At 65.0% G+C, this 25,592-nt stretch carries 12 protein-coding genes and 1 pseudogene; 3 read left to right on the top strand and 10 right to left on the bottom strand.

What is annotated here, in order from left to right; genetic code table 11:
* Positions 1 to 289: 289 nt before the first annotated feature.
* On the bottom strand, positions 290 to 943 hold the full coding sequence (locus JJ691_RS30185) for a hypothetical protein (RefSeq protein WP_211762986.1): 654 nt from the start codon (positions 941 to 943) through the stop codon (positions 290 to 292).
* Between the two features lie 37 nt (positions 944 to 980).
* Here JJ691_RS30185 and JJ691_RS53450 point away from each other — a divergent pair.
* Positions 981 to 1,886, top strand: a pseudogene (locus tag JJ691_RS53450) (IS481 family transposase); the annotation flags it as partial.
* Between the two features lie 931 nt (positions 1,887 to 2,817).
* On the opposite strand, the gene JJ691_RS30175 reads toward JJ691_RS53450, so the two are convergent.
* Positions 2,818 to 3,555, bottom strand: coding sequence for a hypothetical protein (locus JJ691_RS30175; protein ID WP_211762984.1), 738 nt, complete (start codon positions 3,553 to 3,555; stop codon positions 2,818 to 2,820).
* Positions 3,556 to 3,814: 259 nt separating this feature from the next.
* Between JJ691_RS30175 and JJ691_RS30170 the strand changes: the two genes are divergently transcribed.
* Positions 3,815 to 5,023: a hypothetical protein gene (locus JJ691_RS30170; protein ID WP_211762983.1), complete on the top strand. Its 1,209-nt coding sequence runs from the start codon at positions 3,815 to 3,817 to the stop codon at positions 5,021 to 5,023.
* 464 nt (positions 5,024 to 5,487) lie between these two features.
* On the opposite strand, the gene JJ691_RS30165 is transcribed toward JJ691_RS30170, so the two are convergent.
* The 6 genes from JJ691_RS30165 to JJ691_RS30140 form a co-directional block, all read right to left on the bottom strand.
* Positions 5,488 to 7,596, bottom strand: a complete 2,109-nt coding sequence (locus tag JJ691_RS30165; protein ID WP_211762982.1) for a tetratricopeptide repeat protein — start codon at positions 7,594 to 7,596, stop codon at positions 5,488 to 5,490.
* 414 nt (positions 7,597 to 8,010) lie between these two features.
* Positions 8,011 to 11,406 carry a tetratricopeptide repeat protein gene (locus tag JJ691_RS30160; protein ID WP_211762981.1) on the bottom strand — a complete coding sequence of 1,132 codons (3,396 nt, stop codon included), beginning with the start codon at positions 11,404 to 11,406 and terminating at the stop codon, positions 8,011 to 8,013.
* A gap of 13 nt (positions 11,407 to 11,419) precedes the next feature.
* A complete protein-coding gene (locus tag JJ691_RS30155) occupies positions 11,420 to 13,099 on the bottom strand; it encodes an ABC transporter family substrate-binding protein (protein WP_211762980.1) in 1,680 nt (559 codons plus the stop codon).
* Between the two features lie 29 nt (positions 13,100 to 13,128).
* Positions 13,129 to 15,201: a dipeptide ABC transporter ATP-binding protein gene (locus tag JJ691_RS30150; protein WP_211762979.1), complete on the bottom strand. Its 2,073-nt coding sequence runs from the start codon at positions 15,199 to 15,201 to the stop codon at positions 13,129 to 13,131.
* Positions 15,198 to 16,145: an ABC transporter permease gene (locus JJ691_RS30145; protein ID WP_211762978.1), complete on the bottom strand. Its 948-nt coding sequence runs from the start codon at positions 16,143 to 16,145 to the stop codon at positions 15,198 to 15,200. The genes JJ691_RS30150 and JJ691_RS30145 overlap by 4 nt, the downstream gene beginning before the upstream one ends.
* Positions 16,142 to 17,089, bottom strand: a complete 948-nt coding sequence (locus tag JJ691_RS30140) for an ABC transporter permease (RefSeq protein ID WP_211762977.1) — start codon at positions 17,087 to 17,089, stop codon at positions 16,142 to 16,144. Before JJ691_RS30140 ends, JJ691_RS30145 begins: the two co-directional genes overlap by 4 nt.
* An 802-nt stretch (positions 17,090 to 17,891) precedes the next feature.
* Between JJ691_RS30140 and JJ691_RS30135 the strand changes: the two genes are divergently transcribed.
* Positions 17,892 to 18,896, top strand: a complete 1,005-nt coding sequence (locus tag JJ691_RS30135; RefSeq protein ID WP_256449442.1) for an IS110 family transposase — start codon at positions 17,892 to 17,894, stop codon at positions 18,894 to 18,896.
* Positions 18,897 to 20,144: 1,248 nt separating this feature from the next.
* On the opposite strand, the gene JJ691_RS30130 is transcribed toward JJ691_RS30135, so the two are convergent.
* Both JJ691_RS30130 and JJ691_RS30125 read right to left on the bottom strand, forming a co-directional pair.
* Entirely contained in the window at positions 20,145 to 24,029 is a 3,885-nt protein-coding gene (locus JJ691_RS30130) for an NACHT and WD repeat domain-containing protein (protein WP_211762975.1), read from the bottom strand.
* A 15-nt stretch (positions 24,030 to 24,044) separates the two neighbouring features.
* Positions 24,045 to 25,088: a hypothetical protein gene (locus JJ691_RS30125; protein ID WP_211762974.1), complete on the bottom strand. Its 1,044-nt coding sequence runs from the start codon at positions 25,086 to 25,088 to the stop codon at positions 24,045 to 24,047.
* Positions 25,089 to 25,592: the final 504 nt, after the last annotated feature.

Here is a 25,592-nt window from a genome sequence, read left to right as displayed (position 1 = left end):
GCGAAGTGCTGCATGGGCCAGCCTCTCCCGCAAAGGCGGGATTCCCGCTCAATACCTGGATGTGGCCGTGTCGCCGCGGGAGACGGACCTGCCAGGTCCGGCCGCCGTGCCTCAAGGACAGTCCGCGGTATGCAGACCCACGCTGTCTAGCGAACACCGAGCGTGCACGCAACGCTGCCGGGCGGGTGACCTCGATGCGTATCCGTGTCCCAGTGATGTCACCGCGACGGCAGGTCTTCCAGCGCTGACGGAGTCACCACCGCGTCGAGTGACCGTGACGGCGGGCCAGTTACTGCGTGGTACGGGGGTATGTGTTGGTGCGGTGCCACTCGAAGTAGTGGGCGTTGGCCGCCGTGAACGCCAGACACGGCGCCCCGGCCAGGCTTGCGATGCGCTTGGCCACCAATGGACCGTGTACGGCGTCGTCGGGTGTCACGGTGATGATGGTGCCATCCGGGCCGACGCTGATGTAGCCGAGCTCGTAGAAGTCGTCGCAGCCTAGCTTGCAGGCGAGCATGCCGATGTTCAGCAGATCGCGTTTCTCCTCGTCCTCGCACAGGCTGCGTTTTTTGATGTGCGCGGCCACTAACAGTTCGACCGGCATTTCCTGGCCACACAGCGCGCACGGCGCGACGGAGCGGTTTGCCACAAGGGAACGCCGTAGCGGTGCTTGCTCGGTGCGGGCGTACCGCGTGACCGCGACGTCTAGATCCCCTTGCGGTGCAACCGCATCCTGCTGATCGCTCGGCGTTGGAGCGCTGGTGGCGTGTGAGGCCAGCGACACGCGTGCAGGGTTCAGGCCGATGATGGTGCCCGGCAGGGTACGCATCACGGCGCCGATGAAGGCACTGCGATAGCTGGCCTCAGGCGGCCGGCAGATTACCGTGCCCTCACTGTCAATGTATGGGCTCAGGAGATCCTTGACGTTTCGTACTCGGGACATGCTTGACGATCACTCAACCTCCTGATCTTGTGACCCCGTGGATCAAGAAACACTGGCGGAGTACCGCTATCGGGCGGTGTGCGAGGTGCTCGGCGGCTCTCCGATCGGGGAAGTCGCCGCGCGGTACGGCACTTCCCGGCAGTCGCTGCACACCTGGCGGCAACGGTTCCAGCAGGAGGGCATGCCCGGTCTGGCCGATCGCTCCCGCCGGCCACGCACCAGCCCGAGCCGGGTCATAGCCGAGATCGAGGCGTTGACCTGCCAGTTACGCCGGCAGCATCCACGTTGGGGCGCCCGCCGGATCAGCCACGAACTAGGCCGGCACGGAGCCGATCCCACGCCGTCGCGGGCGACGGTCCACCGCATCCTGGTCCGCAATGGACTCATCGATCCTCAAGCCCAGCAACACAAACGCAAGTACAAGCGATGGCAACGGGCCGAGCCAATGCACCTGTGGCAGATGGACATCGTCGGCGGCGTCCCGCTGGCCGACGGCCGCTCCTGCAAGCTGGTGACCGGCATCGACGACCACTCCCGGTTCGTCGTGATCGCGGCGGTGGTCGCGGTGCCGTCCGGGCGGGCGATCTGCGCGGCGTTCACCGAGGCGATGCGCCGCTACGGGGTTCCCTCGGAGGTGTTGACCGACAACGGCGGCCAGTTCACCGGCCGGTTCATCAAGCCACAGCCGGTCGAGGTGATGTTCGAGCGGATCTGCCGGGACAACGGGATCAAACAGCGCCTGACCAAGCCGAGTTCGCCGACCACCACGGGGAAGGTCGAACGGCTGCACAAGACGTTGCGGGAGGAGTTTCTCGATCACGTCGCCCCGTTCGAGTCCATTGCCGCCGCGCAGGCCGCGATCGACGGGTGGGTCGAGAGCTACAACCGCCAGCGCCTGCACCAGGCCCTGGACATGGCCACCCCGGCCAGCCTGTTCCGCCCCAACGGCCCCACCCGTCTCGACCTCGGCGCGGACCCAGGCGGCGTCACCGACACCGATGACCCATTCCAGGAGGTGGCCCCGCACCCCGACACGCCAGGACAGCTGCCGGCGGCGTCGACGCTGCTGGTGGACGTGATCGAACCGCCCGCCTTGCTCACAGACGGCGCTGTCGAGGGCGCCGCGGTGGAGTTTCAGGCACGGGTTCCGCCCAGTGGCCAGCTCACCGTCTGCTCCGGCCGTCAATCGATCGGGCTGCACGAGAGCATGGCCGGCCGGCTGGTGACGGTCTGGGCCGACCTGCGCAGCGTTCATGTCAGCCTCGACGGGCACGTGATGCGCACCGTCGCCTCCCGGCTGCGTCCCGAGGACCTGCGGCATCTGGCCATGCGTGGGGCCCGACCCGCCGGCCTGCCGCCGGCCAAGCCCGCGCTACGCCGCCGCAACGGCATCCCGGTGCTGCCCGAGGGCGGCGCGGTGGAGATCGAGCGGTCGGTGACCAAAGACGGCCAGGTCACCATCGCCGGCAGCCCGCATCTGGTCGGATTCGCTTGGGCGGGCCGCAAGGTCAGCCTGCGCCTGGACGGGCATCTCATGCACGCCATCGCCGACAACGCCCTGATCGGCACCTGGCCCTGCCCGGTCAGCACCGACCGCCTGGCCGGCATTCACGGCGCGCGAACCCCGTCCACACCGCTGCCGCCTCCGCCGCTGCCCGCTGGATCGCTTCGCGCACAACGGAAAGTGCACGCGACCGGAAGAATCATGGTCGGTGGTCAGCGGATCAAGTTCGGTCCCCGCCACCGCGGCAAGGTCGTCACCGTCGTCATCGAGGACACGCACCTACGGGTCTTGCACGGCGATGAAGAGATCGCCGTCCGCCCTCGTCGCGACCTCACGCCGATCACCCGTCTCCACGTCACCGGCGCCGGCGTCAACCCGGGATCGTGTCAAGCGTCTCCCGACGACAAAACGTCAAGCAAGTCCTGAGACCACACACCGACACCTCACGGCGCAACGTGTCCAGCGCGGCCTGCACGGTCGCAATCGGGACAGGTTGCCCACCAGGCGATTGATTCGTAGCTACAACAACGTTGTCACCTGAAACCGCTGTGATGAAGTTCTCTGCACCACTCAGCGTCTCTAGTTTCTGGCCGAGTAGACCGCGCAGCAGCATCTCGGCGCCCTCGCGAACCTCGACGGGCGTATCCGGCTGGTGCGCCGCCGTGCCGGCCAGACGGTCCGCGAACAGGTGACTGAAGTGCGCGAACCACTCCAGCCCGACCGGGAACAGGTACCCCTGGTTGACAGTGCCTTGCGCGGTGAACATCGGCTGTGACCACTGCATACGCAGCGGCGATGGGATCTCGTCCCGCCCGATCGGCTCGGCCAGCTCCTGCATGCTCACGCGAAGGAGCCAGCCCTCGGCCTCCCACAGATCCGTTGGCAGCGACTGCGGTCGCGCAGCCGGGACTGCAGGTTGGGGAGCGCGACTGACAGCCCTGATTGCGCCGTTGGCGTAGTGCAGGACGACATCGCCGGGGCGGACCATGCTCATCGCGGTCCAGTGCGCGGGCCGCACACCGTTCTTGCCGCTGATCGGCGCCCACAGGAAGCTGCCATCGCGTTCGGCAGCGTAAGTACGGCCCTGATTCACCCACCACACGCTCACGGGGACTACTCAACCAGATACCCCTGACATTCCTGCGATGGCCGCGCACGGCCCACCGCGAACCCACATGGCTGCTGTGTCGCGTAACCAGCATCAGTTCCGGAACAGCCCGCTCGCGTGGGGACGGCGACCTTGACCGTGCAACGTTGTCACCCATTCGGGCTCCCTGTGCCCGCTCGATGTCCCCGTTAATGTCCCGGCTGCTGCCCCACCGCCCTCAGCGATGCTCTCCGCACAAGTTCTGACCAGGGGAGAAGCGATGGCAGCGCAGCAGTGGGCTCGCGGACCGATCGGCCCGGACACGGACTACCTCTACCCGACCACGGCTCGCCGGACGGTGCTGGTTGTCGTGCACACCGTTACAGCCGGTACTCGGTTGCTCGACATCGTGCCGCTGTTGGGGGCCGACCGTCGAGTTCAGGTGGTGTTCACGCGGGCGCCAGATGTGTTCGGCAACGGGGTGGACGAATTCCTCGCGGGGATCGGCGGGTTGATCGTGCCGTGGGAACAGGCCATGCTGACCCGGTTCGATCTCGCGATCGCCGCAGACCATGGGCACCTCCAGGACCTGCACGCCCCACTGGTCGTATTCGCACACGGCGCTGATCGGAACAAGTATTCGGTGCAGCGGCCGGGCATGCTGCGCTCGAAACGAGTGGTGTTCGGGTTGGGGCCGCAGTGGCTCGTTTGGGACGGCGCGGTATTGCCCGCTGTAGTGGCGCTGTCTCACGACAAGCAGATGGAGTTGCTCGCCGAGGGATGCCCGGAGGCGCTGCCGAGCGCGGTGGTGATCGGTGATCCATGTCTGGACCGGATGCTGGTCAGCCAGCCCTACCGCGACGACTACCGGAAGGCGTTGGGCGTAGATGACGGCCGCCGACTGGTTGTGGTCAGCTCAACCTGGGGGCCGCAAGGTTTGCTGGGGCGCTGCTCTGACCTGTTGCCCCGGTTGGCGGCCGAACTGCCCGTCGACCAGTTCCAAGTCGTCTGCGTGCTGCACCCGTTGATCTGGTACTGGCACGGCCCCTGGCAGGTGCGAGCGTGGCTGGCCGCCGGCCGCCGTGCCGGACTACGTCTGGTGCCACCCGAGGAAGGGTGGCGGGCAGCCTTGATCGCTGCGGACTGGGTGATCGGTGACCACGGCTCGGCGACCCTGTACGGAGCGGCGATGGGAGCATCGGTCACGCTGGCATCGTTTCCCGACACGGACGTCCATCCCGCGTCGACCGGCGCTTACCTGCACTCGGTAGCGTCGCGATTGCGGGCTGATCGGCCCTTGGCCGAACAGTGTGACATGGCCGTAAGCGCCCACCCGCCCGGCATGGCAAACACGATCGTCGAGCGGCTGACTTCGGTCGCGGGCCGCTCCGCGCCGCTGATCCAGGCGACGCTGTATCGGTTGATGGAGTTGCCCCAACCCGACACCCCGGCGGTCGTCGAGCCGGTGCCGCTACCGCGGCTGATCTGACTTCTGTCCACGACGTGACAAGGGATGAAGGGAGATCGGTGATGCAGGTGCACCATGTCCTTACCCGAGTACTGGCGTGCCCCACGGACGACTGCATCGTCGTGGCGGTAAGCGGACCGGCCGGACATCAGGACTTCGCTAGCGCAGCAGCGAACTCAGGTAGGTTCGGGATGGACAGTTACCTCGTGGCCGACTATGTGGCCACCGATCCGGGCTACCCGGGTCGGTGGCGTGGCCTTGTGGACATCACTATCCGTGACGGCGCTATGGGGGCAGGTGCCAATCGAAGTGCTGTCAGGAGTGAGATCTGGCGGCAGCACCCTGGTTGCGCCGCGGTCGTCGATCTTCTGGAGGGGGCGGCCGTGATCGGGTGCCGGGACGGCACACAGCTGAGCTTCCCTGTGATGACTAACTCCCTTCCCACGACGGTCCACACAAGAATGACCCGGGCGGGCGTTTTCGCGTCAGTGATCGCCAGCCGGGCGCTCGGTGGTGGGTGGGAGAGTTTTTATGAGGCGCCGCAGGTCATCGGACTCCGGGCTACCCAACTCCGTGTAGATGTAGTGGGCTTCACCCAGGTAGTCCCGGGCGCGAGTGGGGTCGCCAACTTCATTGGCAACGTGCCCCAGCGCTGTCAAGATACGCGCTTGCTGGAATCGGGCCCCCAACACGCGCATCGCCTGCAACGCTTCGATCAGATAGGTGCCGGCCTTGCCGAGGTCGCCGGCGCACTGGTAGGCCAAGCCCAGGCTGCTGATCGCATAGGCCTCGTTGTACGCGTCCGGCAGCGCCGCCAGCAGCATCCGCGCCCGCTGGAGGTGCTCCACCGCTGCGGCGTGCTGACCGGCAGCCAGCAACGTTTCCCCTAGGTTGGCCCAGCGCAAAGCAGCCCCGCGGCGCTGCCCGGTCCGCTCGTCAATGGCTAGCGCAGCCTGCAGATAGCTCAACGCGGGCTCGAACTGCCGCCGTTCTCGGGCGATCAACCCGAGATGCTCCAGGGCCGTTGCCTCGCTGTAGTCATCATCACTGCCCCGTGCCAACTCCAACGCCAGCACAGCCTGCTCATGGGCATTATCCAGCTCGCCTGCGTCCAGCAACCCCATCGCCCACTGGCACCGCATCCGGATCTCGGCACGCGCATCCTGACAACGTGTCGCAGCCTCCACGCCCACTTGGTGCGTCGCGAACCAGTCGTGGAAATGCTTACGCTGCAAGAACAACGCCCACAATGCCTCGCACAACTGCCAGCAGACCGCGTCGAGGCCGCCTTCCCCGGCGACCTGCACCGCATCGACCAGATGCGGTCGCATCGACTCCAACCACCTCAGCGCCTCCGTGGCAGACGCGAACGTCGACGGAGCATCCCGCGCACTGTCATACAGTGGGCCGAACCGGCGCCTCAATGGCATCACCACCAGATCCGCCGCCACTGCGGCATCCAGATACCACGCCAGCATCCGCCCCACGGCGAGGCGCCGTTCGCGCTCGGTGTCGGTCGCGGCGGACAGGGATCGGGCATGCAGCCGGATCAAATCATGCAACCGGTAGCGATCTTCCCGTGGCTCCTCCACCAAGCTGGCGTCCACCAACTCGCCCAGGATCGGGTCGGAGTCCATAACAGACACCTGTATGGCCGCAGCCGCCACATCAACACCGAAATCCGGGCCGGGATGCCAACTCACCAGCCGGTACAAACGCGCCGCCGGCTCGGACAACGCGTGATAGGACACGTCTAGCGTGGCTGCCACTGACACCTCGCCACCAATCGACAACCGCTCAACCCGCCGCCGCTCGTCTGCCAACTCGGCGACGACCCTGCTCACCGTCCACCGTGGACGGGACACCAATCGAGCGCCGGCCACCCGCAGCGCGATCGGCAATCCGCCACACAACTCGGCCAACGCCTCAATCTGGTCCGGCTCGGCCCTCACCCGTTCCCGATCCACCGTTTGTTCCAGCAATGCCACCGAGTGTTCCCGAGACAATGCCGACACCTCGACCAAACAGCCACCCTCTGCCAGCACACCCCCCAGTCGCCACCGACTGGTCACCACAACCATGCTCTCCGCTGAGGCCGGTACCAACGGCCACACCTGGGCTGCCGACACCGCGTTGTCGGCCATCACCAACACCCGTCGTCCGGCGGTCAACGACCGAAACAGCGCTGCTTGCTCTGCCAGCCCGACGGGCACCCGCTCCGGCGCCACCCCCAGTGCCCGTACAAAACCACCCATGACCTGCTCGGGCGCCACCGAACCATCCGGGCTGAACCCGCCAAGATCGGCGTACAACTGGCCGTCGGGAAAACACTCCGCCATCCGGCGGCACCACGATGCCACCAGCGCCGTCTTCCCCGCACCGCCGGGGCCGACAACCAGCGCCAGAGCCGTCCTGCCTTCCTGGCGTCCGCACTCGGCCAACGCGGAATCCAATAGCCGCATCTCCGCAGTACGGTTCACAAAGTGTGCCGGAACCGGCGGCAACTGTTGCGGTACCACCGCCAGCGCTTCCGAGGGCCCCTCGTGAACATGTACACCACCATGAACCACTCCGACCTGCACACTTGTGCCCATGACCACACCCGACACCTGATTGGCCACCGTAGGCCCAGGTGACGTGGTGGGCTTGGTTGTCCCCTCCACTCGTCTGCCCTCACACGTCAGGTACGACGAAACACGGCTTGCCAGCACAACACCGTGCCTTGACCCGTCAACCAGATGTGACCGCCATGTGGGTGGATGTTGAACCCAGCTACGAAAATCTCGCGTTGTCTACCAGCGCTATCAATCAACCACCCTACGAGGCTGCCCAGATGATCCCGTGACGTCTCAGCGCGAACCGGATCGCTACCCGTCGCCTGAGCTGCCTAGAACTGTGATGAGGAATAGGAAGGCTACTCCTACGGCGTAGGCCCAACGCTCGACCACGTGCCGGCGTGATCATCTGCGGTCCAGGCGAGCATGCCGAGGCGTATCCGATCTGCGTGGTCAGGTATCGTCCAGGCTGGCGACCAGCGCGCGGATCTCCTCGGTCTGCTGCTGCGCGGTGGCATCAGAGAACTGAGCCAACACGGCCAACGCCTCAGCCCACCATCGTCGGGCCTCGGCTTGCTCGCCTTGGGCAAGCCGCGCCTCTCCCAACCCGCGCAACGCCATCGCCTCTTCATATCCATCGTTGACCTCATGAAGCACGTCCAGCGCCAGCTGGTAGGCATCGACCACCTCGTCAAACCGCTGCATCTGCTGGTAGGCGGCTCCGAGGTTGTTCAGCGTGTGGCCTTCGCCCTGGTGGTCGCCGACCTCGCGGCGGATCGGCAGCGCGTGCTCGTAGCAGGCGATGGCCTCGTCATACCGCTGCAACTCCTTATAGACGAGGCCGAGGTTGTTCAACGTGCTGCCTTCGCCATACCGGTCACCGGCCTCTCGCCAGATCGGTATGGCCTGGTCGTAGCATGCTATGGCCTCCTCAAACCGCCCCAACGCTGCATAGACGGCACCGAGGTTGTTCAACGTGCTGCCTTCGCCATACTGATCACCGACCTCACGGCGGATTGGCAATGCCTGCTTGAAGCAAGCTATGGCCTCCTCAAATCGCTCCAACTGCGCGTAGACGAGGCCGAGGTTGTTCACCGTCATGCCTTCGCGATACCGATCTCCGACCTCACGGCGGATCGGCAGTGCCTGCTCGTAGTAGGCGATGGCGTCCTCGAACCGCCGCAACTGCCAACAGACGAGGCCGAGGTCGTTCAACGTGTCGCCTTCGCCCTGGCGATAGCCGACCTCACGGTGGATCGGCTGTGCCTGCTCGAAGCAGGCGATGGCGTCCTCGAACCGCCGCAAATCCCTATAGACGAGGCCGAGGTTGTTCACCGTCATGCCTTCGCCGTGCCGGTCGCCGACCTCACGGTGGATCGGCTGTGCCTGCTCGTAGTGGGCGATGGCGTCCTCGAACCGCCGCAAGTCCCTGTAGACGTTGCCGAGGTTGTTCAACGTGCTGCCTTCGCCGTACCGGTCGCCGACCTCACGGCGGATCGGCAGTGCCTGCTCGTAGTGGGCGATGGCGTCCTCGAACCGCCGCAAGTCCCTGTAGACGTTGCCGAGGTTGTTCAACGTGCTGCCTTCGCCCTGGCGGTCGCCGACCTCACGGCGGATCTGGAGGGCTTGGTCGTAGTAGGCGATGGCTTCGTCGAATCGGCGTGCGTAGGCGAGTGCTTGACCATGGTGGTTGAGGGCGGTGGCGTGGGTGTGGCGGTCGGTGGTGTGTCGTACCGCATCCAGAGCATGACGCGTGACGGAATGCCACTCCACCGGGTGCTTACGCAGCTTGTAGAAGTCGCACAGGTGGCGGGCGATGTCGATGGCATACCGGCTGCGGTCTGTGCCGGCGGTGTGGGCGATGGTGGCGGCTAAGGCGGGATGCTCAGCATCCAACCACGCCAACGCTTGCGCGCGATCAGCGAACCTGGCCGCCCGCTCGGTGGGGGTGATGCACGGGTCGAGGTGGTCGTTGGCGGCGCGGGTGGTTGCTAGGTAGTGGTCGAGCAGGCGGGTGAGTGCATGCTCGCGTTCGGCCGCCGTGTCGTCGCGGTCGGTGCGGTCTCGCGCGTAGAGGGCAATCAGGTCGTGGAAGTGCCACCACCCACGCGGGGCGCCCGTGTCCACCAGATGCGCCCGGTGTAGTTCCTGCATCTGGCGTCGAGTGGTGTCCAAGGGCTGCCCGGTCAACGCGGCGGCGGCCTCGGTGCTGATCTGCGGGCCCGGGGCATGTGCCAGCAGCCGGAACAATCGCGCCAGCTCCGGCCGCAGCTTCTGGTAGGACAGGTCGAACGCGACGTGCACGGCGTAGCTGCCGTCGTAGTCCAACACTCGCAAGCGCCTTCCCACGTCCGCGAGGTCGTCGGCGAGTTCGGCCACGGGCTGGCCGGGGTCGGCGGCCAGCAGCGCGGCGCTGATCCGCAATGCCAACGGCAAATACCCACACAACTGGGCGACCTTCGCCGCCGCGTCGGGCGAGGTGGTGAACCGGCCGTCGCCGGAGCGGGCCCCGCGCAGGTGCCGGTCCAGCATCGCCACCGCGGCTTCGGGGGTGAGGACGTCCATGTCGAGCTGGCGGGTCCCCTCCAGGCCGAGTTGATGTCGGGAAGTGATCAGCAGCCGGTGCTCGGGTGTGCCCGGCAGCAGCGGCCGCACCTGCTCCGCCATGCTGGCGTTGTCAGCGATGATCAGGAACCGCTGACCGGCGCGGGCCCGGGCGGCCAGCGTGGACCGGTACAGCACCTCATGGTCCTGCCCGGTCCCGCGCAGCCGTTCCAATGGCAGTCCGAGTTGTATCAGCAGGGAGAACAGGGCTTGTTCCGGCAGAAGTGGTATCGGGGAGTAGCCGTGCATGTCCACAAACAGGACCCCGCCGGGAAACCAACCCGCCTCTGCGGCCTCGTGGGCGGCGTAGACGGCCAGAGTGGTCTTACCCACCCCCGGCAGCCCACCCACCGCAGCGCTGATCACCACCGTCCCCAGGCGGGCGGTTGGCGCGAGCAGGCCACACAGCTGCTCGACCTCGGTGGTGCGGCCGACCAACATCGGACGTGCCGGCAATCCCACCACCGCCTCCACCCGCCCAGATGAATCCACTGCTGGGGCGTCCAGGGCGGGGTCGCCGTTGAGGATGCGAATGTGCAGATCACCAAGCTCGGTGCCGGGCTCGATGCCGTGCTCCTGCACCACACGGGCGCGGAATTCCCGGTACACCGCAAGCGCCCGTGGCCCTCGACCGGCCCGGTACAAGGCCAACATCTGCAACCGCACCAGTGCCTCGTCCTGGGGCCACACCGCCAGCGGCTCGCCGATCTCGCCCAGCACCCGCACATGCCGTCCCAACGCGAGTTCGGCCTCAAACAGCAGCCGCCATGCCTCACCGCGCAGCTCGTCGAGGTTGTGCCGCTGGGCGGCTACCCACCTCTTGGCGTCATCCAGATTCTGCAACGCCGTCCCGCGCCACTCCGCCAACGCCGCCCTCGCCGCGACCGCCACCTGCTCCGGGTCGGCGGTGTGACGAGCGGCAGCCAGGTATTCCCGGAACCGCACCACATCCACACACCCCGCATCCAGGGTGATCATGGTGGTGCCGCGTGCCGGAGCGACCCGCGCCGCCTCCCCGACACTGTCCCGCAGCGCCTTGCGCAGGTCCTGCAGATAGCCGGTCACACCGTCTTTGGGCGGGTCGCGGTCCTCCCACATGCGGGAGGCCAGAGATCCTACCGACACCGGGGTGTTGGCGTTGAGCAGCAGCAAGGCCAGCAACGCTCGATCCAACTGGCCGCGCAACCCGATCACCCGGTCCTGGTCGTCGCGGATCTCGACCGGCCCCAACACCCGAAAATCCACCAACCCCTCCTTCCTACTTCTGCCAGCCGATAGTCTCCGGCAGTGCATCGAAGTAGCGGTCCGCGCCGTAGTTGGCCAAGCCCGCCTTGACCGCTGCGATGTCTGGCGGGTTGATCGTTGGCATGACGCCGTAGGTCGAGAATGCCGCCACCTCGGCCTCTGTCCCCTTGGCGTACTGCTCCTGCGGGGTTGGCAGCGTGTTGACAGACTTGATCAGCGTGTCGTTTTTGGGGTCGTTGACGCCGGACCTGCTGAACTGTGACTGCGAGCAGAATAGCTGGCAGATAGTGGCGAGCCCGAAAGGTGACCCCTGAGCGATACCAGCATAGAACATGTCGAACTGCTTGCCATCGATGACCTTGGAGAAGTTCGATGCCGGCACTTGTTGGATGTCGAGCTTGACGCCGATGTCCTTGAGCATGGCGCCAGTGCCGCTGGCAACGGCCTTGCTGACGCTGTCATCACCGGTGATGACATACTTGACCTGCAACTGCTTACCGCCCTTGGCCCGCGTGCCGTCCGTGCCCGCCGTCCACCCGGCTGCGTCGAGATCCATCCTGGCCTGGTTCGGACTGTACTGGATGACCTTGCCGAAGTCGTCCTGGTAGCCCTTTTGAAATGGCAACAGAACCATCGAACCAGCTGGGTCAGCGGAGTAGTTCAGCCCCTGGAAGGTGAGCCGGGCGATCTGGTTGCGATCGATGCCCTCAAAGATCGCCTTACGCGCCCTGGGATCCGAAAGGATCGGGCTACCCCCGTTGAGGACGAACACGGAGATGTCCAGGGATGGCCCCTTGCGGATCTGCACACCGGGCTGTCCCGTCACCTGCGCAAGGCGGTCCCTGCTACCTACCCCGACTGCATCGAGTTGGCCATTCTTGAACGCGTTGAGGCTCGCCGAATCCTCCATGGCGAGAAACGTCCTGCTGTCGAGCTTGCCCTTCCTGCCCCACCACTTCGGGTTACGCTCGAACGTGACGATGCCGTTCTGTCGGTCGAACTTGCTGATCACGTACGGGCCGGCACCCCACTCGGTGTGCGGGTTGTTGATGTAGCCCTTGTTGAACACCTCCGGCGCAAGCGCCTTCGGGTTGAGCAGCGTATTGAACAGGCCCTGCCACCACAGATCGATACCGTTGAACGTGACCACTGCCTGGTGGCTGTCGAGGCCCTGGGTCACCGAGGTGATGCGGTCGTATCCGTCGCTGGAGTTGACGACATAGGCCGGATCCTTGCCGTCGTTGGCCTTCCACGTCGCTTCGAGCGCCGTCCAGTCGATGGGCGTGCCGTCGTTGTAGACGGCTTTTGGGTTCATTGTGTACGTGATCCTGGTGTTGCCGCCAGCCATCTCCTGCTTGACGTTGGTCAGGTAGTCCGGGTTGTACTGGGCCTCACCGTCGGCGGTGAAGGTGATCAGGATCGGGTTGTACCAGTTCCACAAGATCTGCGTGTAGGCCGTCTCGGGGCCGTGGAACACGTTGAGCTGTGGGGGGATCTCGTCCAACGCTGTGGTGAGAGTGCCGCCGTCTTTGATGTTGTTGTACTGCTGTGGGTTGTACGCGGTCTTGTCGGCCAGCGACTGGGCAGTCTCGGTGGAGCCGGTGTCCGTCGCGCCGGAGTTGCCGCAGGCCACCAACGCCATCGACACCACGGCAATGGCCGCCGACGCGGCGGTCGTCTTCAGCCCATGCATGTTTTGTTCTCTCCCATCAAGAACGGGTATCAACGGAAGTGACAGGCATTCAGGTGGTCGGACACTCCGTCCCCGGTCAGTCGCGGGATCTCGCCCGTGCACCGGGCGCGCTCCGCGCAGCTCAGGGTCGGGCGTAGCGGGCACCGCGGGGCGAATCCGCAGCCAGGCAGCGAATCAGTAGGGCTGGGTGGCTCGTCGCGCAGGATCATCCGCTCGCGGGCGCGTTCGACCTTCGGATCGGGCACCGGCACCGCCGAGAGCAGCGCCTGGGTGTACGGGTGCTGCGGGCTGTCGAACAGGTCGTCAACACTGCCGATCTCCACGATGCGGCCCAGATACATCACGGCCACCCGGTCGCAGATGTGCCGCACCACCGCCAGGTCGTGAGCCACGAACAGGTAGGACAGTCCGAGCGTGGCCTTCAAGTCGTTGAGCAGGTTGAGCACGCCGGCTTGGATCGATACGTCCAATGCCGACACCGGCTCGTCGAGTACGACCAGGGCGGGGTTAGTGGCCAGCGCGCGGGCAATACCGATGCGCTGGCGCTGCCCTCCCGAGAATGCCGCGGGAAAACGGTCGCTGTGTGCCGGATCGAGACCGACCAGCGCCATGAGCTCCTCAACGCGCTCGCCGATCACCCTCTGATCGCGTTCCCCCATCGCGGTCAGCGGCTCCGCCAGGATGTCGGCCACCGTCAGCCGCGGATCCAGCGCGCCCATCGGGTCCTGGAACACCATCTGCAGCGTGTGCCGCACATCGCGTTTCTGTGCACGGCCCCGGATCTCGGCGACATCGACGCCGGCCACGCGGATGCTGCCATGCTCGGGCGGGCGCAAGTTCATGATTTCCAGCAGGGTGCTGGTCTTGCCGCACCCCGACTCGCCCACGAGCCCGACACTCTCGCCCTCGCGGACGTCGAGATCGACGCCGGCAACGGCATGCACCGATCCCACCCTGCGCTTGAGAATGGTGCCCTTGAATAGCGGGAACGTCTTATGGACGTTGGTCAGCTCGAGCACGGCGGCACGCTGCTCACGGGGCACGACCACCGGCACCGTGGGGAACGGGCTGCGTGGGTAGATCTCGGCATCGTCGATCAGACCACCGATGATGGCGTGCGCGCGGACGCAGGCCGAGGAATGCGCGCCCACGATCGCCGTTGGCACCGCCATCAGCTCAGGCTCGTCCTGCGCGCACCGGCTGGTGGCCAGCGGGCAGCGCAGCCGGAACGGGCACCCTGCGGGCAGGTTGAGCATCGACGGCGGGGTGCCCGTGATCGGAACCAAGGGCCGGCGCTCGGTGACGTCGATGCGGGGAACGGCGCCGAGCAGGCCAATCGTGTACGGCATCCGGGGTTCGGCGAACAGTTCGTCGGCCGACGCGGTTTCCACCGCCTTACCCGCGTACATCACCATCACCTCGTCGGCGATGCCCGCCACCACACCCAAGTCGTGCGTCACCAGGATCAACGCCGCGCCGGTCTCGGCCTGAGCGAGCCTGAGCACGTCGAGGATTTGTGCCTGCACCGTGACGTCCAACGCGGTGGTGGGTTCGTCGGCGATGATCAGGCGCGGGCTGTTGGCGATAGCGATGGCGATCACGACCCGCTGGCGCATGCCGCCGGAGAACTCGTGCGGGAACGATCTCGCCCGCGCCCGGGCGTTGGGAATCCCGACGAGGTCCATCAGCTCCGTGGCCCGTTCCCACGCGGCGTGCTTGCCCATGTCCTGATGAACCCGCAGGGCCTCGACGATCTGAGTGCCCACGGAGAAGATCGGTGTCAGTGATGACAGTGGATCCTGGAAGACCATCCCGATCTCACGGCCGCGGACCTTCGACATCCGCGTGTCATCAAGACCGAGCAACTCTCGGCCGCCGAGGATGATGCTGCCGGAGACCGCGGCGTAGTCCGGCAGCAGTCCCATGATCGCCATCGCCGTGACGGATTTGCCTGAACCAGACTCGCCGACGATGCCCAGTGTGCGGCCCGGATACACGTCAAGGTCGATACCTCGGACCGCGCTGACTCGTCCTGCCTCCGACGGGAATGCCACCTCAAGGTCGCGAACCGCCATCACCGGGCCATCCACCGGTGCGTTCATGCCCGGCCCCCCGACCGTGACGAGGGATCGAGCGCGTCCCGCACCCCGTCCCCGATCACCGCCATCGACACCGTCAGCGACGTCACCAGCGCGGCCGGAAAGAAGAACAGCCACGGCGCGCTGGACACCGATTGGGCGCCGTCGTTGAGCATGGTGCCCAGCGACACGTCGGGTAGTTGCACGCCAAACCCGACAAACGACAGCGTCGTCTCGCTCTGCACGGTCGCCACCACACCGAGGGGGAACGTGACGACGAACAGCGAGCCGATGTTGGGGATGAGATGGCGGACCACGATGCGCACCGAACCGACGTTCATGAACCGCGCAGCCTGCACGTACTCTCGTTCCCGCAGTGACCTGCCCAGCGACCACACCATCCGTGCGTTGTACATCCAGCCGAAGAGCGTGAGCACCACGATCAGCGCCCACCAGCTACCACGAGCCTGCTGCGCCACCAACGCCAGGATCAGGAACGCGGGTACCACCATCAGGAAGTGCACGACACCGAGGATCACGCGCTCGGTCACACCGCCGAAGTAGGCCGCGGCTGCACCGATGAACGCCGAGGCGAGCGTCGTGAGCAACGAGACGCTGATCGCGATGATCAGCGAGCGGCCCAGACCGTGCACGGCCTGGGCGTATGTGTCGTTGCCGCTCGCGTTGGTGCCGAACAAGTGCTCAGGCGAGGGCGCGGCAGTGAGATTGGCGAAGTCGACGTCGCCATAGCTGTAGGAGGTGAGCACGCCACCGACCAACGCGAACACCACGAGTAGACCGAAGAGCACCACACCGGCGACCGCTGCCTTGTTGCGCAGGAACCGACGTAGGTAAAGATGACGTCTGCTCGTGTATCGGCTACGGCGCTTCCCGCGTTCCTCCTTCAGGGACAGTTTCGCGTCGAGGTCATCGACACGTAGTTGGGGATCGGGGATGTGTGCGGTCATGCTCGGCTCGCCCGGACCCTTGGGTCGAGTGCCACGGCGACAATGTCGGCCAGGATCGCGCCAACCGCCGTCATCAGCGCGCCGAAGGCCGCGACCGCGACAGTGCCGTGAACATCGTTGTTACTGATGGTCTGCATGAAGTAGTCGCCCATGCCTTGCCATGCAAAGATTTTCTCGATGATCACCGAGCCGGTGAACACCGCCGGCATCGCGAACGCGACGTACGTAGCCACCGGGATCAGACAGGTGCGCAGCCCGTGACGGCGGATGGCCTGCCGACGGGTCAACCCTTTTGCTCGCGCCATCCGGACGTAGTCGGAGTTGATGGTGTCCAGCAACAGCGTGCGCTGGAGCAGGTGGTTGCCCGCGTAACTGGTGGCGGTGAGAACGATCGTGGGCAGTACCAAGTGTTGGATGCGGTCGATCAGCAGCGGCCAGAACCCGCTGACCGTGGGAGACTGCGTGCCCGCGACGTACAGCAACGTGGTTCCCAATCGCTGCTTGAGGGCGATCGCGAGCACAACCGCCGCCAGCGCGGCGACCACGACCGGGATGTTCAACGCGATGACTGAGAGCGCTTGGTGGAACCGGTCGGCAAGGCGGTACTGCCGCGACGCGGTGTACACGCCCAGGCTAACGCCGATGACAGTACTTAGGATCAGGGAGAACAGCACCAGTTGGGCACTGACGCTGACCCGGGCTGCGATCTGGATGTTGACACTGTCACCGACCGGGGAGGTGCCCCAGTTCCAGTGTCCGACGACGCCGGTGATCCACCTCCACCAGCGCTCCAGCAACGGAGTGTTGGGGTCCAGGTTGTACGGGGCAAGCGCGCGGGCGATCTCCTGCGGCGAGCGGGGTGGCCGCTGCTGGAGATAGTTGGCGCGAGGATCCAGGAGAAGACTGGCCAACACGTAGGTCAGGTTGGTGGCCATGACGATCATGACGAACCATCCGAAGATCCTCCTGGCCAGGTATCTCAGCGCCAACGCGGAACTCGCCTTCTGTTGCCACCGTTGCAATCGCTTGGTCGACTGACAGGGCCGCGGCCCTGATCGTCCAATATGGACTGTTTTCGTTGCGGCCGCTGTAGCCCGCTACTGGCGCCTTCTCGGGTTCACGCGTGCCGTCGTAAGCCACGATAACGGTCACAACATCGACTAGGTGTAGCTTCTTGAAGCTTCAGCCTAATGTCGTAGAAACTCCAGAAAATTAGGGAGATAACACGGCTGGGTAAACTCGAAGAGTGACACGTGAAGGAACCTTGTTGTGGGTTTTTCTTACTATCGGGTGAACCTGATTGCGGGCGCTCTAGTTGTGCATGAAACATGAGACAATGCCAGGTTTTCCTGTGTTGCCGAGAGCTGCTCAGCCGTGCGGTGCTCGATTTCGAACTGCCGGCCAAACTTGCGCTCGAGATGCGACGAACGTCAACCTCATGTCGACACCAGTCCGGCACGATCTCGTCCGCCGTGGTCAGGAGTAGATCGACGCCGGCGATGCCGTCGCCTATGTCAGCGTGTACGGCGGGAACTGGAGAAACTCCCGAAGCAGGCGAGAATCTGATCCCACAGCGCGAAGTTGATCGCCGGAGCCGCCGCGAACTCATCCTGGTGAGACAGTGATCTGATGGGATGAAGGAGCGGGGCCTCCGCTCCTCGTGGTCCCGAGCGGACACTCGGGTTCTCACGTCAACACGACGAAGGAGGCCCCCGTGTCTGAGTATGACGGCAACAGTTCGTCGGGATCGATCTGCACCGACACCGGTCGGTGATCGTGCGCCAGACTGCGGCAGGCGAGCACCTGGCCACGGTCCGGATCACCAACGACCCCATCGCGTTAGGTCAGGAACTCGGCAAGGCCGGCCCAGAACCGGAAGCGGTGTTGGAAGCCACCTACGGCTGGTACTGGGCCGCGGACGTGCTGGCCGAGGCTGGCGCCCACGTGCACCTCGCGCACCCGTTGGGAATCAAGGGATTCGCCTATCGGCGGGTGAAGAACGACGTGCGGGACGCCGCGGACCTTGCCGACCTGCTGCGGATGGGCCGGTTGCCCGAAGCCTGGATCGCCCCACCCGAAACCCGCGAGCTGCGGGAGTTGGTGCGGCACCGGGCCAAACTGGTCGACCTCCGCAGCGGTCTGAAGGCCGGGGTGCACGCGGTGCTGGCCAAACAGGGCCTGCACCTGCCGGTGACGGACCTGTTCGGGGTCCGCGGCCGACAGCTGTTGACCCAGGCCCCGCTGGATCGGGCGTATCGGGCACGGGTCAACGCGTTATGCCGGCTGATCGAGTCGCTGGACTTCGAGATCGACCTGGCCGCCAAGCTGGTATCCGCTCGGTTGGCCGGTCACGCTGGGTTCGCCGCGATCCAGGCCATTCCCGGGGTCGGGCCGACCCTGGCGGCGATCTTCGTGGCCGAGATTGGGGACGCGCACCGCTTCCTCGGCCCCCGCCAGTTGTGTTCGTGGGCGGGACTGACCCCACGCCAGCGTGAGTCCGACACCACGGTGCACCGTGGCCCGATCACCAAGCAGGGCTCCACCCTGGTGCGGTGGGCCGCGGTCGAGGCCGCCCAGAAGATCCCGGCCACCGCTGGCTGGCTGGTGGCCACCCGGGCGGGGATCACCGCCCGTCGAGGCCGCAACACCGCCACCGTCGCGGTGGCCCGCAAGCTGCTCACCCTCGTGTTCTACGGCCTGCGTGACGGGCGTATTCGTGCCCCGAACCAGGTCGTCACGGACACGGCGTGAGCGGGGTCGGACGTGACCAGACGCGCGGCCGAAGCAGGTCTGAGGCCCACCTCATAGTGGCGTGCTCGCCGCTCTGATTGGCCCCGTCTGGTCACGGTCGCAGCTCACCATGCCGACACGCGAATGGATGACCGGCAGCTGAGTTCTCGGTCTGCCCTCCGGCACTGGTCCGGAGCCTGGTGAACGCGACCTCACGTCCCCCTGCCCCGACCACAGAATGAGGGGAGCACCGCTTCTTCCGGCACAACCAGGATCGCGCGCACGACGTCGGTGTCAAGGCCAGGCCCCTGTGGGGTGGCCTGCGGCCAGCCTGGACCCCGACGCCTCATGCGCGCATGCCCACACCAAGCCGGAAAGCAGCAAAACAATGTCAGCTCGTCCTCGTCAAGGACTTGACCGGCCCCGCTCCTTCATGGATGACCTGCTACAAGAAACTCGCAACCCTCGCCACGTAAGACAAGCTCTTAGGGCGCCGACAGCCCGGCCCCCGGAGCAAATTCCTGCCCTAGATGATGCTGGACAACGATGGTCGCGGGGGCTTGGCGGGTGTTGCACCGTCCGGCGGACGGTGCAGGTGTGGTGTAGTGGCAGGCGTTGCAGCTGGGGAGAGCGGTGTGAGGTGTGGATGCCGCCTCTGAGGACCTTCCACTCAGCTGGCCAGGGTGGGCCGCGGCCCGTACGGCCCTGGCACCCGCCATCAAATTCTGACCTTGCCGCGGCGGTCTAGTCGTGGTCTAAACCAAGTACACGCGCAGCACGGTGCCAGCGCACGATAAGCCATGGTCAACGTGGAGGTCGGCGACCGCCGTTTCGGCCCCGAGTTCGTCGGAGCCATGCGCGTCAAGTACTCGCGCACTCGTCCGGTCGACCGAGCCTTCTGGTACCCGATCGCCACCGGCGACGAGTACGAGCCGTGGCGCGAGTGGTTCGACGATCAGCTCGCCCTGTTGCCGTCGGTGGACACGGCCAAGGTGGCCGGAAGGCTCTGGGTCGATGAGCACTTCTGGCCGACCATCCACGAGCTGGCGACAGGTGCGAGCCTGCGCGCCGCTGGGCTTCAGGTCCTTTACGCGCAGCCGTGGCGACCGCCGCGCCGACCTGCTCGCCATCATCGAGACGGCCTCAACGCCGAGGGCGGCACCGGGCAGGCCGTCATGCAACCCCGCGCTACGGCAGGTCGAGGCGACCGAACGCGAGATGCGCGCGATGGAGGTCGTTCTCGGGACCGGGCTTGGCTATCTACGGACGTCAGAAGCAGACCTTCCGGTACGTCGGGCCCGATGGCACATAATGGGACCAAACCTCGGGCGGCAGGGATCCTCCCACCTGGGCGCACAACTGCGGCAGGTAATCATTCAGGTAATGAACATCCCATAACTGCACGCCTGCGTCGGTGCCGATAGCGAGTGCCTTGCCATCCGGAGAGAACGCCACCGAACTAGCATAGCCGGCGTCCGAGTTAAGGATGGCTATTTGCTTTCTGGTCGCCACATCCCATAACTGTGTTCCATTTCCAGTGCCGATTTCTGCGCCGGTGTCGGTGACTGCAACAAGAGTCTTGCTGTCGGGGGAGAATGCCACCGAGGCGACAGAGCCCGTGTTAGCTTTGAGAATGGCAATTTGCTCTCTGGTCGCTACGTCCCACAACTGTGTGCCACCGATCGTGGTGCCGATGGCAAGGGTCTTGCCATCCGGAGAGAACGCCACCGAACTGGCATAGCCGGCGCCGGAGTTAAGGGCGGCTATTTGTTTTCCGGTCGCCACATTCCATAACCTTGTGCCAGTTGTGTCTACAATGGCAAGGGTCTTGCTATCCGGCGAGAATGCCACCGAAAGTGGAAGGCCGGTGTCAGTGTTGAGTGTGGCGGCTTTCTTTCCGCTGGCAACATCCCACAACTGTGTGCCTGTTGCGGCGCCGGAGGCGAGAATCTTACCATTCGGCGAGTATTTCACTGTACTAGTGGCGACAGTATTATCAATCGCGGCTATTTGCTTTCTGGTAGTCATATCCCACAACTGCGTGCCTGTCGCGACGCCGACGGCCAGGGCCTTGCCATTCGGTGAGAACGCCACTGAATTAGCATCGGACGGCGCCGAACGAGCAAAGCCGATGTTAGCATCGAGAAGGGTTATTTGTTTTCCGGTCGCCACATCCCACAACTGTGTGGCACCGACGCTGTTGTCGGTGCCACTGTGAGCGTTGGCGCTGGCGGCGAGGGTCTTGTTGTCCGGAGGGAACGCCACCGAATTGACAACAAAGCCGGCTTTGGTGTGGAGAGTGGCCATTTGCTTGCGGGGCGCTAAAGCCCACAACTGTGTGCCGCCGGCGCCGGTGCCGGTGCGGGTGCCGGTGGCAAGGGTCTTGCCGTCTGGAGAGAACGCTACCGAATTAACAAAGCCGGTGTTGGCGTTCAGGATGGAGATCTGGTTATCAGTTACCACGTTCCACAACTGCGTGCCGGTGTTGGTGCCAGTGGCAAGGGTCTCGCCGTCTGGAGAGAACGCTACCGAATTAACAAAGCCGGTGTTGGCGTTGAGTGTGGCGACTTGCTTGCCGCTGGCTACATCCCACAACTGCGTGGCACCGGTGCCACTGCCGGCGTTGGTGCTGGTGGCGAGGGTCTTGCTGTCTGGAGAGAATGCCACCGACTTAACAAAGCCGGTGTTGGCGTTGAGAGTGGAGACCTGGTTGTCAGTCGCCACATCCCACAACTGCGTGCCGACGGCTTGGGTGCCGATGGCAAGGGTCTTGCCATCCGGAGAGAACGAAACCGAACCAATGGCGTCGGCGTTGGTGTTGAGACTGGCTATTCGCCTACCGGTCGCTACCTCCCACAAGTGTGTGACACCGGTTGGGATTTTAGCGTCGCTGTGACCGTTGGTGCTGGTGGCGAGGGTCTTGCCGTCTGGAGAGAACGCTACCGAATTAACAAAGCCGGTGTTGGCGTTGAGTGTGGCGACTTGCTTGCCGCTGGCTACATCCCACAACTGCGTGCCACCGGTGTTGGAGCCGGTGACGGTGCCGGTGGCGAGGGTCTTGCCGTCTGGAGAGAACGCCACCGAATCAACAAAGGCCGTGTTGGCGTTGAGAGTGGCGACTTGCTTGTCAGTCGCCACGTCCCACAACTGTCCGCCGGCTTTGGTGGCGGTGGCAAGGGTCTTGCCATCCGGAGAGAACGCCACCGAATTAACATCAACAGAGCCGTCAGTGTTGGTCGGCGGCATGGATTCGGGGCGTGCTATGGCAGTCAGCATGGCGTAGCGGGATTCTGGGGATGGGTTGATTCCCCATGCCGCAAGGCTATCTATTTTGGCGACCATAGGGTCTCTGTTCGGGTTTTCGCTTTCGCTGCCGAGCTGTCCGGAAACTGCGATGTCACGCTGGTCGTCGGCGCTCTGTCTGGCTTGTTGGACCAGGAACGTGGTCGTGGCGAGAACGATGACGAAGACGATAAGGGCCGCGATGGCCGCCTGTCGCGTGCGCACACGACGCCGATGGATGCGCTGGCTGGCGTGGAGGAATTCCTGCTCGGTTTGACTGAACAGTGCATGGCGAGCTGGATCGGCCGCAATCCGTGCAGCTGCTTCGTTCGCGGCTTCAAGCAGGTTGCCGGTGTAGAGGTACGAGCGGTCTCGACCGTCACGTTTCCATTCGGTTGCGGTGGCGCGCAGTCGAGTGTGCACGATGCGGTCGCCGTGGGTGTCGACGAGCCAGTCACGGAGCAGCGGCCAGGCGGTCAGCAGCACCTCGTGGCTGATCTCGACAGTATCGTCGCCGAGGGTTAGGAGTCGTTCGGCGGCGAAAGACTCCAACACGGCGACCATATCCCGCGCTTCGACGTCGCTTTTTCCTTCTATTAGTTCGCTGCGGGAGGCGCGGTCGGCGGTGTCTACTCCTTCACTGCTGATGGTCGTCAACCTGGTGAATAGCTGCCGGGCCGCAGATTGCTGGTCCGGAGTCAGGCGGTCATAGGCGCGTTGCGCGCTGTCGGCAACGGCGCCTTCGATGCCACCGGTCCACTCGTAGTCGCTGATCGTGACGTGCTCGCCGGTGCGGTGACGCCATGCTTTATCCAGTGTGTGGGACAGCAACGGCAGCACCCCAGCGGGTGAGACCGCGTAGCCGGGATTGGCCTCGGTGGACGGTGACGTGGATGGTCGGGTTTGGATCTCGCTGAGTAACAGGTCGATCAGGTCGTTCTCGACGCAGGCCCCTGCTTTCTTCGCCGGTTCGCTGATCGCCATCCGCAACTGTCGCGGCGTCATCGGTGCCACGAAGTAGCGTTGTTGGATAGCGGTTTGCAGTTGCGGGTAGTCCCCACAGGGTCCCTCGAAATCTTGGCGCATCACTAGGACGACCAGCGCCGCCGGTGTCTGACCGCTCCCGTGTCCCGTGGTCGCCGCTGCGTGCAGGGCGGTGATGAACGCCCGCCGTTGATCCTCGTCAGGGCATTGGGTGAACAGTTGCTCGAACTGGTCGACCACCAGCATTAGTCTCCGCTGCCCCGAGATGGGCAGGTCCGGGTCAGTCGATGAGCGACCCGGGCGGGCCAGTGCGGCTTGTGCCGCGGTCAGCGCGAACCGGGTCGGGTCCTCATCCAAGCCTTGACGCACCGTTGCGGCGTCTATTCCCGCGACGGACGCCACGTGCACGGCCAGCTTGTCTAATGGCGCCCGCCCCGGGGTAAACACCAGGCAGGGCCAAGATGCTGATTCCGCAGCCGATGCCAGCCCCGCTCCACGGATCAGTGGTAGTACCCCTGCTCGTATGAGCGAGGACTTGCCCGCACCGGAGACGCCCGACACCACCAGCAAACCCGGCCCCTGCAAGCGCTCCGATATGCGTTCCAACACGTCGTGGGCGGCGCTCTCGCGGCCGAAGAAGAACGGCGCGTCCCGCTCGTCAAACGCAGCCAGCCCACGATAGGGAGACTCGACCGCCCCGTGGACATCGACCAGCTGCCGCGGAACAGCCCCCTCAGTCCACGTTCCTGCGCCGTAGCTGTAGATAATCTGTGTGTTGCCCTCGCCCACCTGTACGCCCGTGGCGTGGCGGGCGTCGACGGAGGACCTGCTTGCGTCTGCCGTCGGGTCGAGCGCAGGCTGGTTGTCCGGTTTCCGATCCGTGCTCATTGTCAATGCCTGTGGTCAGTATTCGGAAGAAGATCGCCGAAGGTCGACATGTTGGGTGTTGCCATCACCGATCTGCACCCCTTCGGCATGGTCGGCATCCACGACGTACTTGCCTTGCTCGCCTTGGTTGACGTTTCCGTTGAATGTGCCGGTCTGAACTCCGGCGTTCCTCCCGCCGACGTAATTGCTTACGTTGAGGTTGGGAGCTGTATAGAAGGCGTTGCCGTGTTCGGTGACCTGGTTCCCCTGGACTGTATTGATGGTGTTTCCATCTCCGATTACCTGGTTTCCGTGGACTGTTACGCTGTTGCTGATCGACCGCTCGTCGGACGGATTGTCCGGCGTGTGGGCGAATTCCTTCGGTGACGCCGGAGCCGGTTCCGCGAGCGGGATGCTGCTGATCTGGGTCGGATGGACTCCGGCGACGCGGACCCACGACTGTTCGTTGAACTCGTTGTTCGTGATCAGCAAGGGCGCGAACTCATTACGGGTGATCACACGCGTGTAGTCCCCTTGGAACACAGTCTTGTAGGCGTTGTTGGAGAGGATGAGGGCGGTCGTGAAGGCGTCCGCGGTGATGCGTTTCCGGCAGTGGTAAACGACCTGCTTGAACGTGGCTGCGCCGAGCAGCCGGCTGACTTCGATATTTGGGCGGTAAAGGCCACGGTCGGCCGGCAGTGGGCCCAGGTGCGCGGCCACCCGAAGGCGGATTTCGAGCTTCGCGGATTTGTTGTGTGCGCCCAGGAGCTCGTCGAGCACGCTGACCATGTCGATCAGTGTCGGCAGGAACCTGCTCGGATACGCGCGTAGGAATCCGTCCCCGGTGAACTGGTCATCATGGGCGGTATCGCGACTGAGACCGACAGCGCGCAGCGCTGCCTGGGTCAGGTCGCCGACCAGTGCGGGGATGCTGCCGAGGTGTTCGGGTCGGCTGCTTCCTGAGCCGATCACGTCCACCGCTAGAAGCGCGCGGTGTTCGGGCATCAAGGCCATATCGGGCGTTCCGGACATTGCTCGGTTCCGTTCATCGCGTTGGGCTGAAGGGAGTTTCACCGACATGTGCAACCAGGTCTCCCTTATTTCAGGGAATCGGCCCGTGTTCCTGCGTTCACTGTGCCCCGCTGATGCCGTCCACGACCGACATGAGTACTGCGCGTCGGTGATCGACTCCTCGAGCTTCAGGTGATCCCGTCAGATCGCGCGCGGCGAGCTCGGCCGGCTCGAGCACTACTGTAGCCACCCGCGTCCCGGTGCGCGCCTGGCTAGCGGATGGCCCCGCTGACGAAGCATTAACGACTGCATAACGACCGAAGGTCAGCCCGCCCAGCACCTCCGCGCCCAACACGAGCCCGACGGCCTCACGCAACGGCACGCTCGACGCCGATGTCAGGCGATCGCGTTCACGATCACGCGGCGGTAGTGCTTCTCGCGACACCCACACCGACCTTGGGGTCAGACCGGGTGGCGGCAGTGGGGCCCGCAACGTCGACTGTGCATCAGTGACGTCCGAGGGATACCGGTTGTCACGCCGCTGCGGTCAATTATGGAATCGAGCTCGCATGC

Origin of the sequence: Kutzneria sp. CA-103260 (genome assembly GCF_018263855.1) — a bacterium.
Classification (GTDB): Bacteria; Actinomycetota; Actinomycetes; order Mycobacteriales; family Pseudonocardiaceae; genus Kutzneria.
Note: the sequence above shows the minus strand (reverse complement) of the source record. Positions and strands in the feature narration are given on the sequence as shown.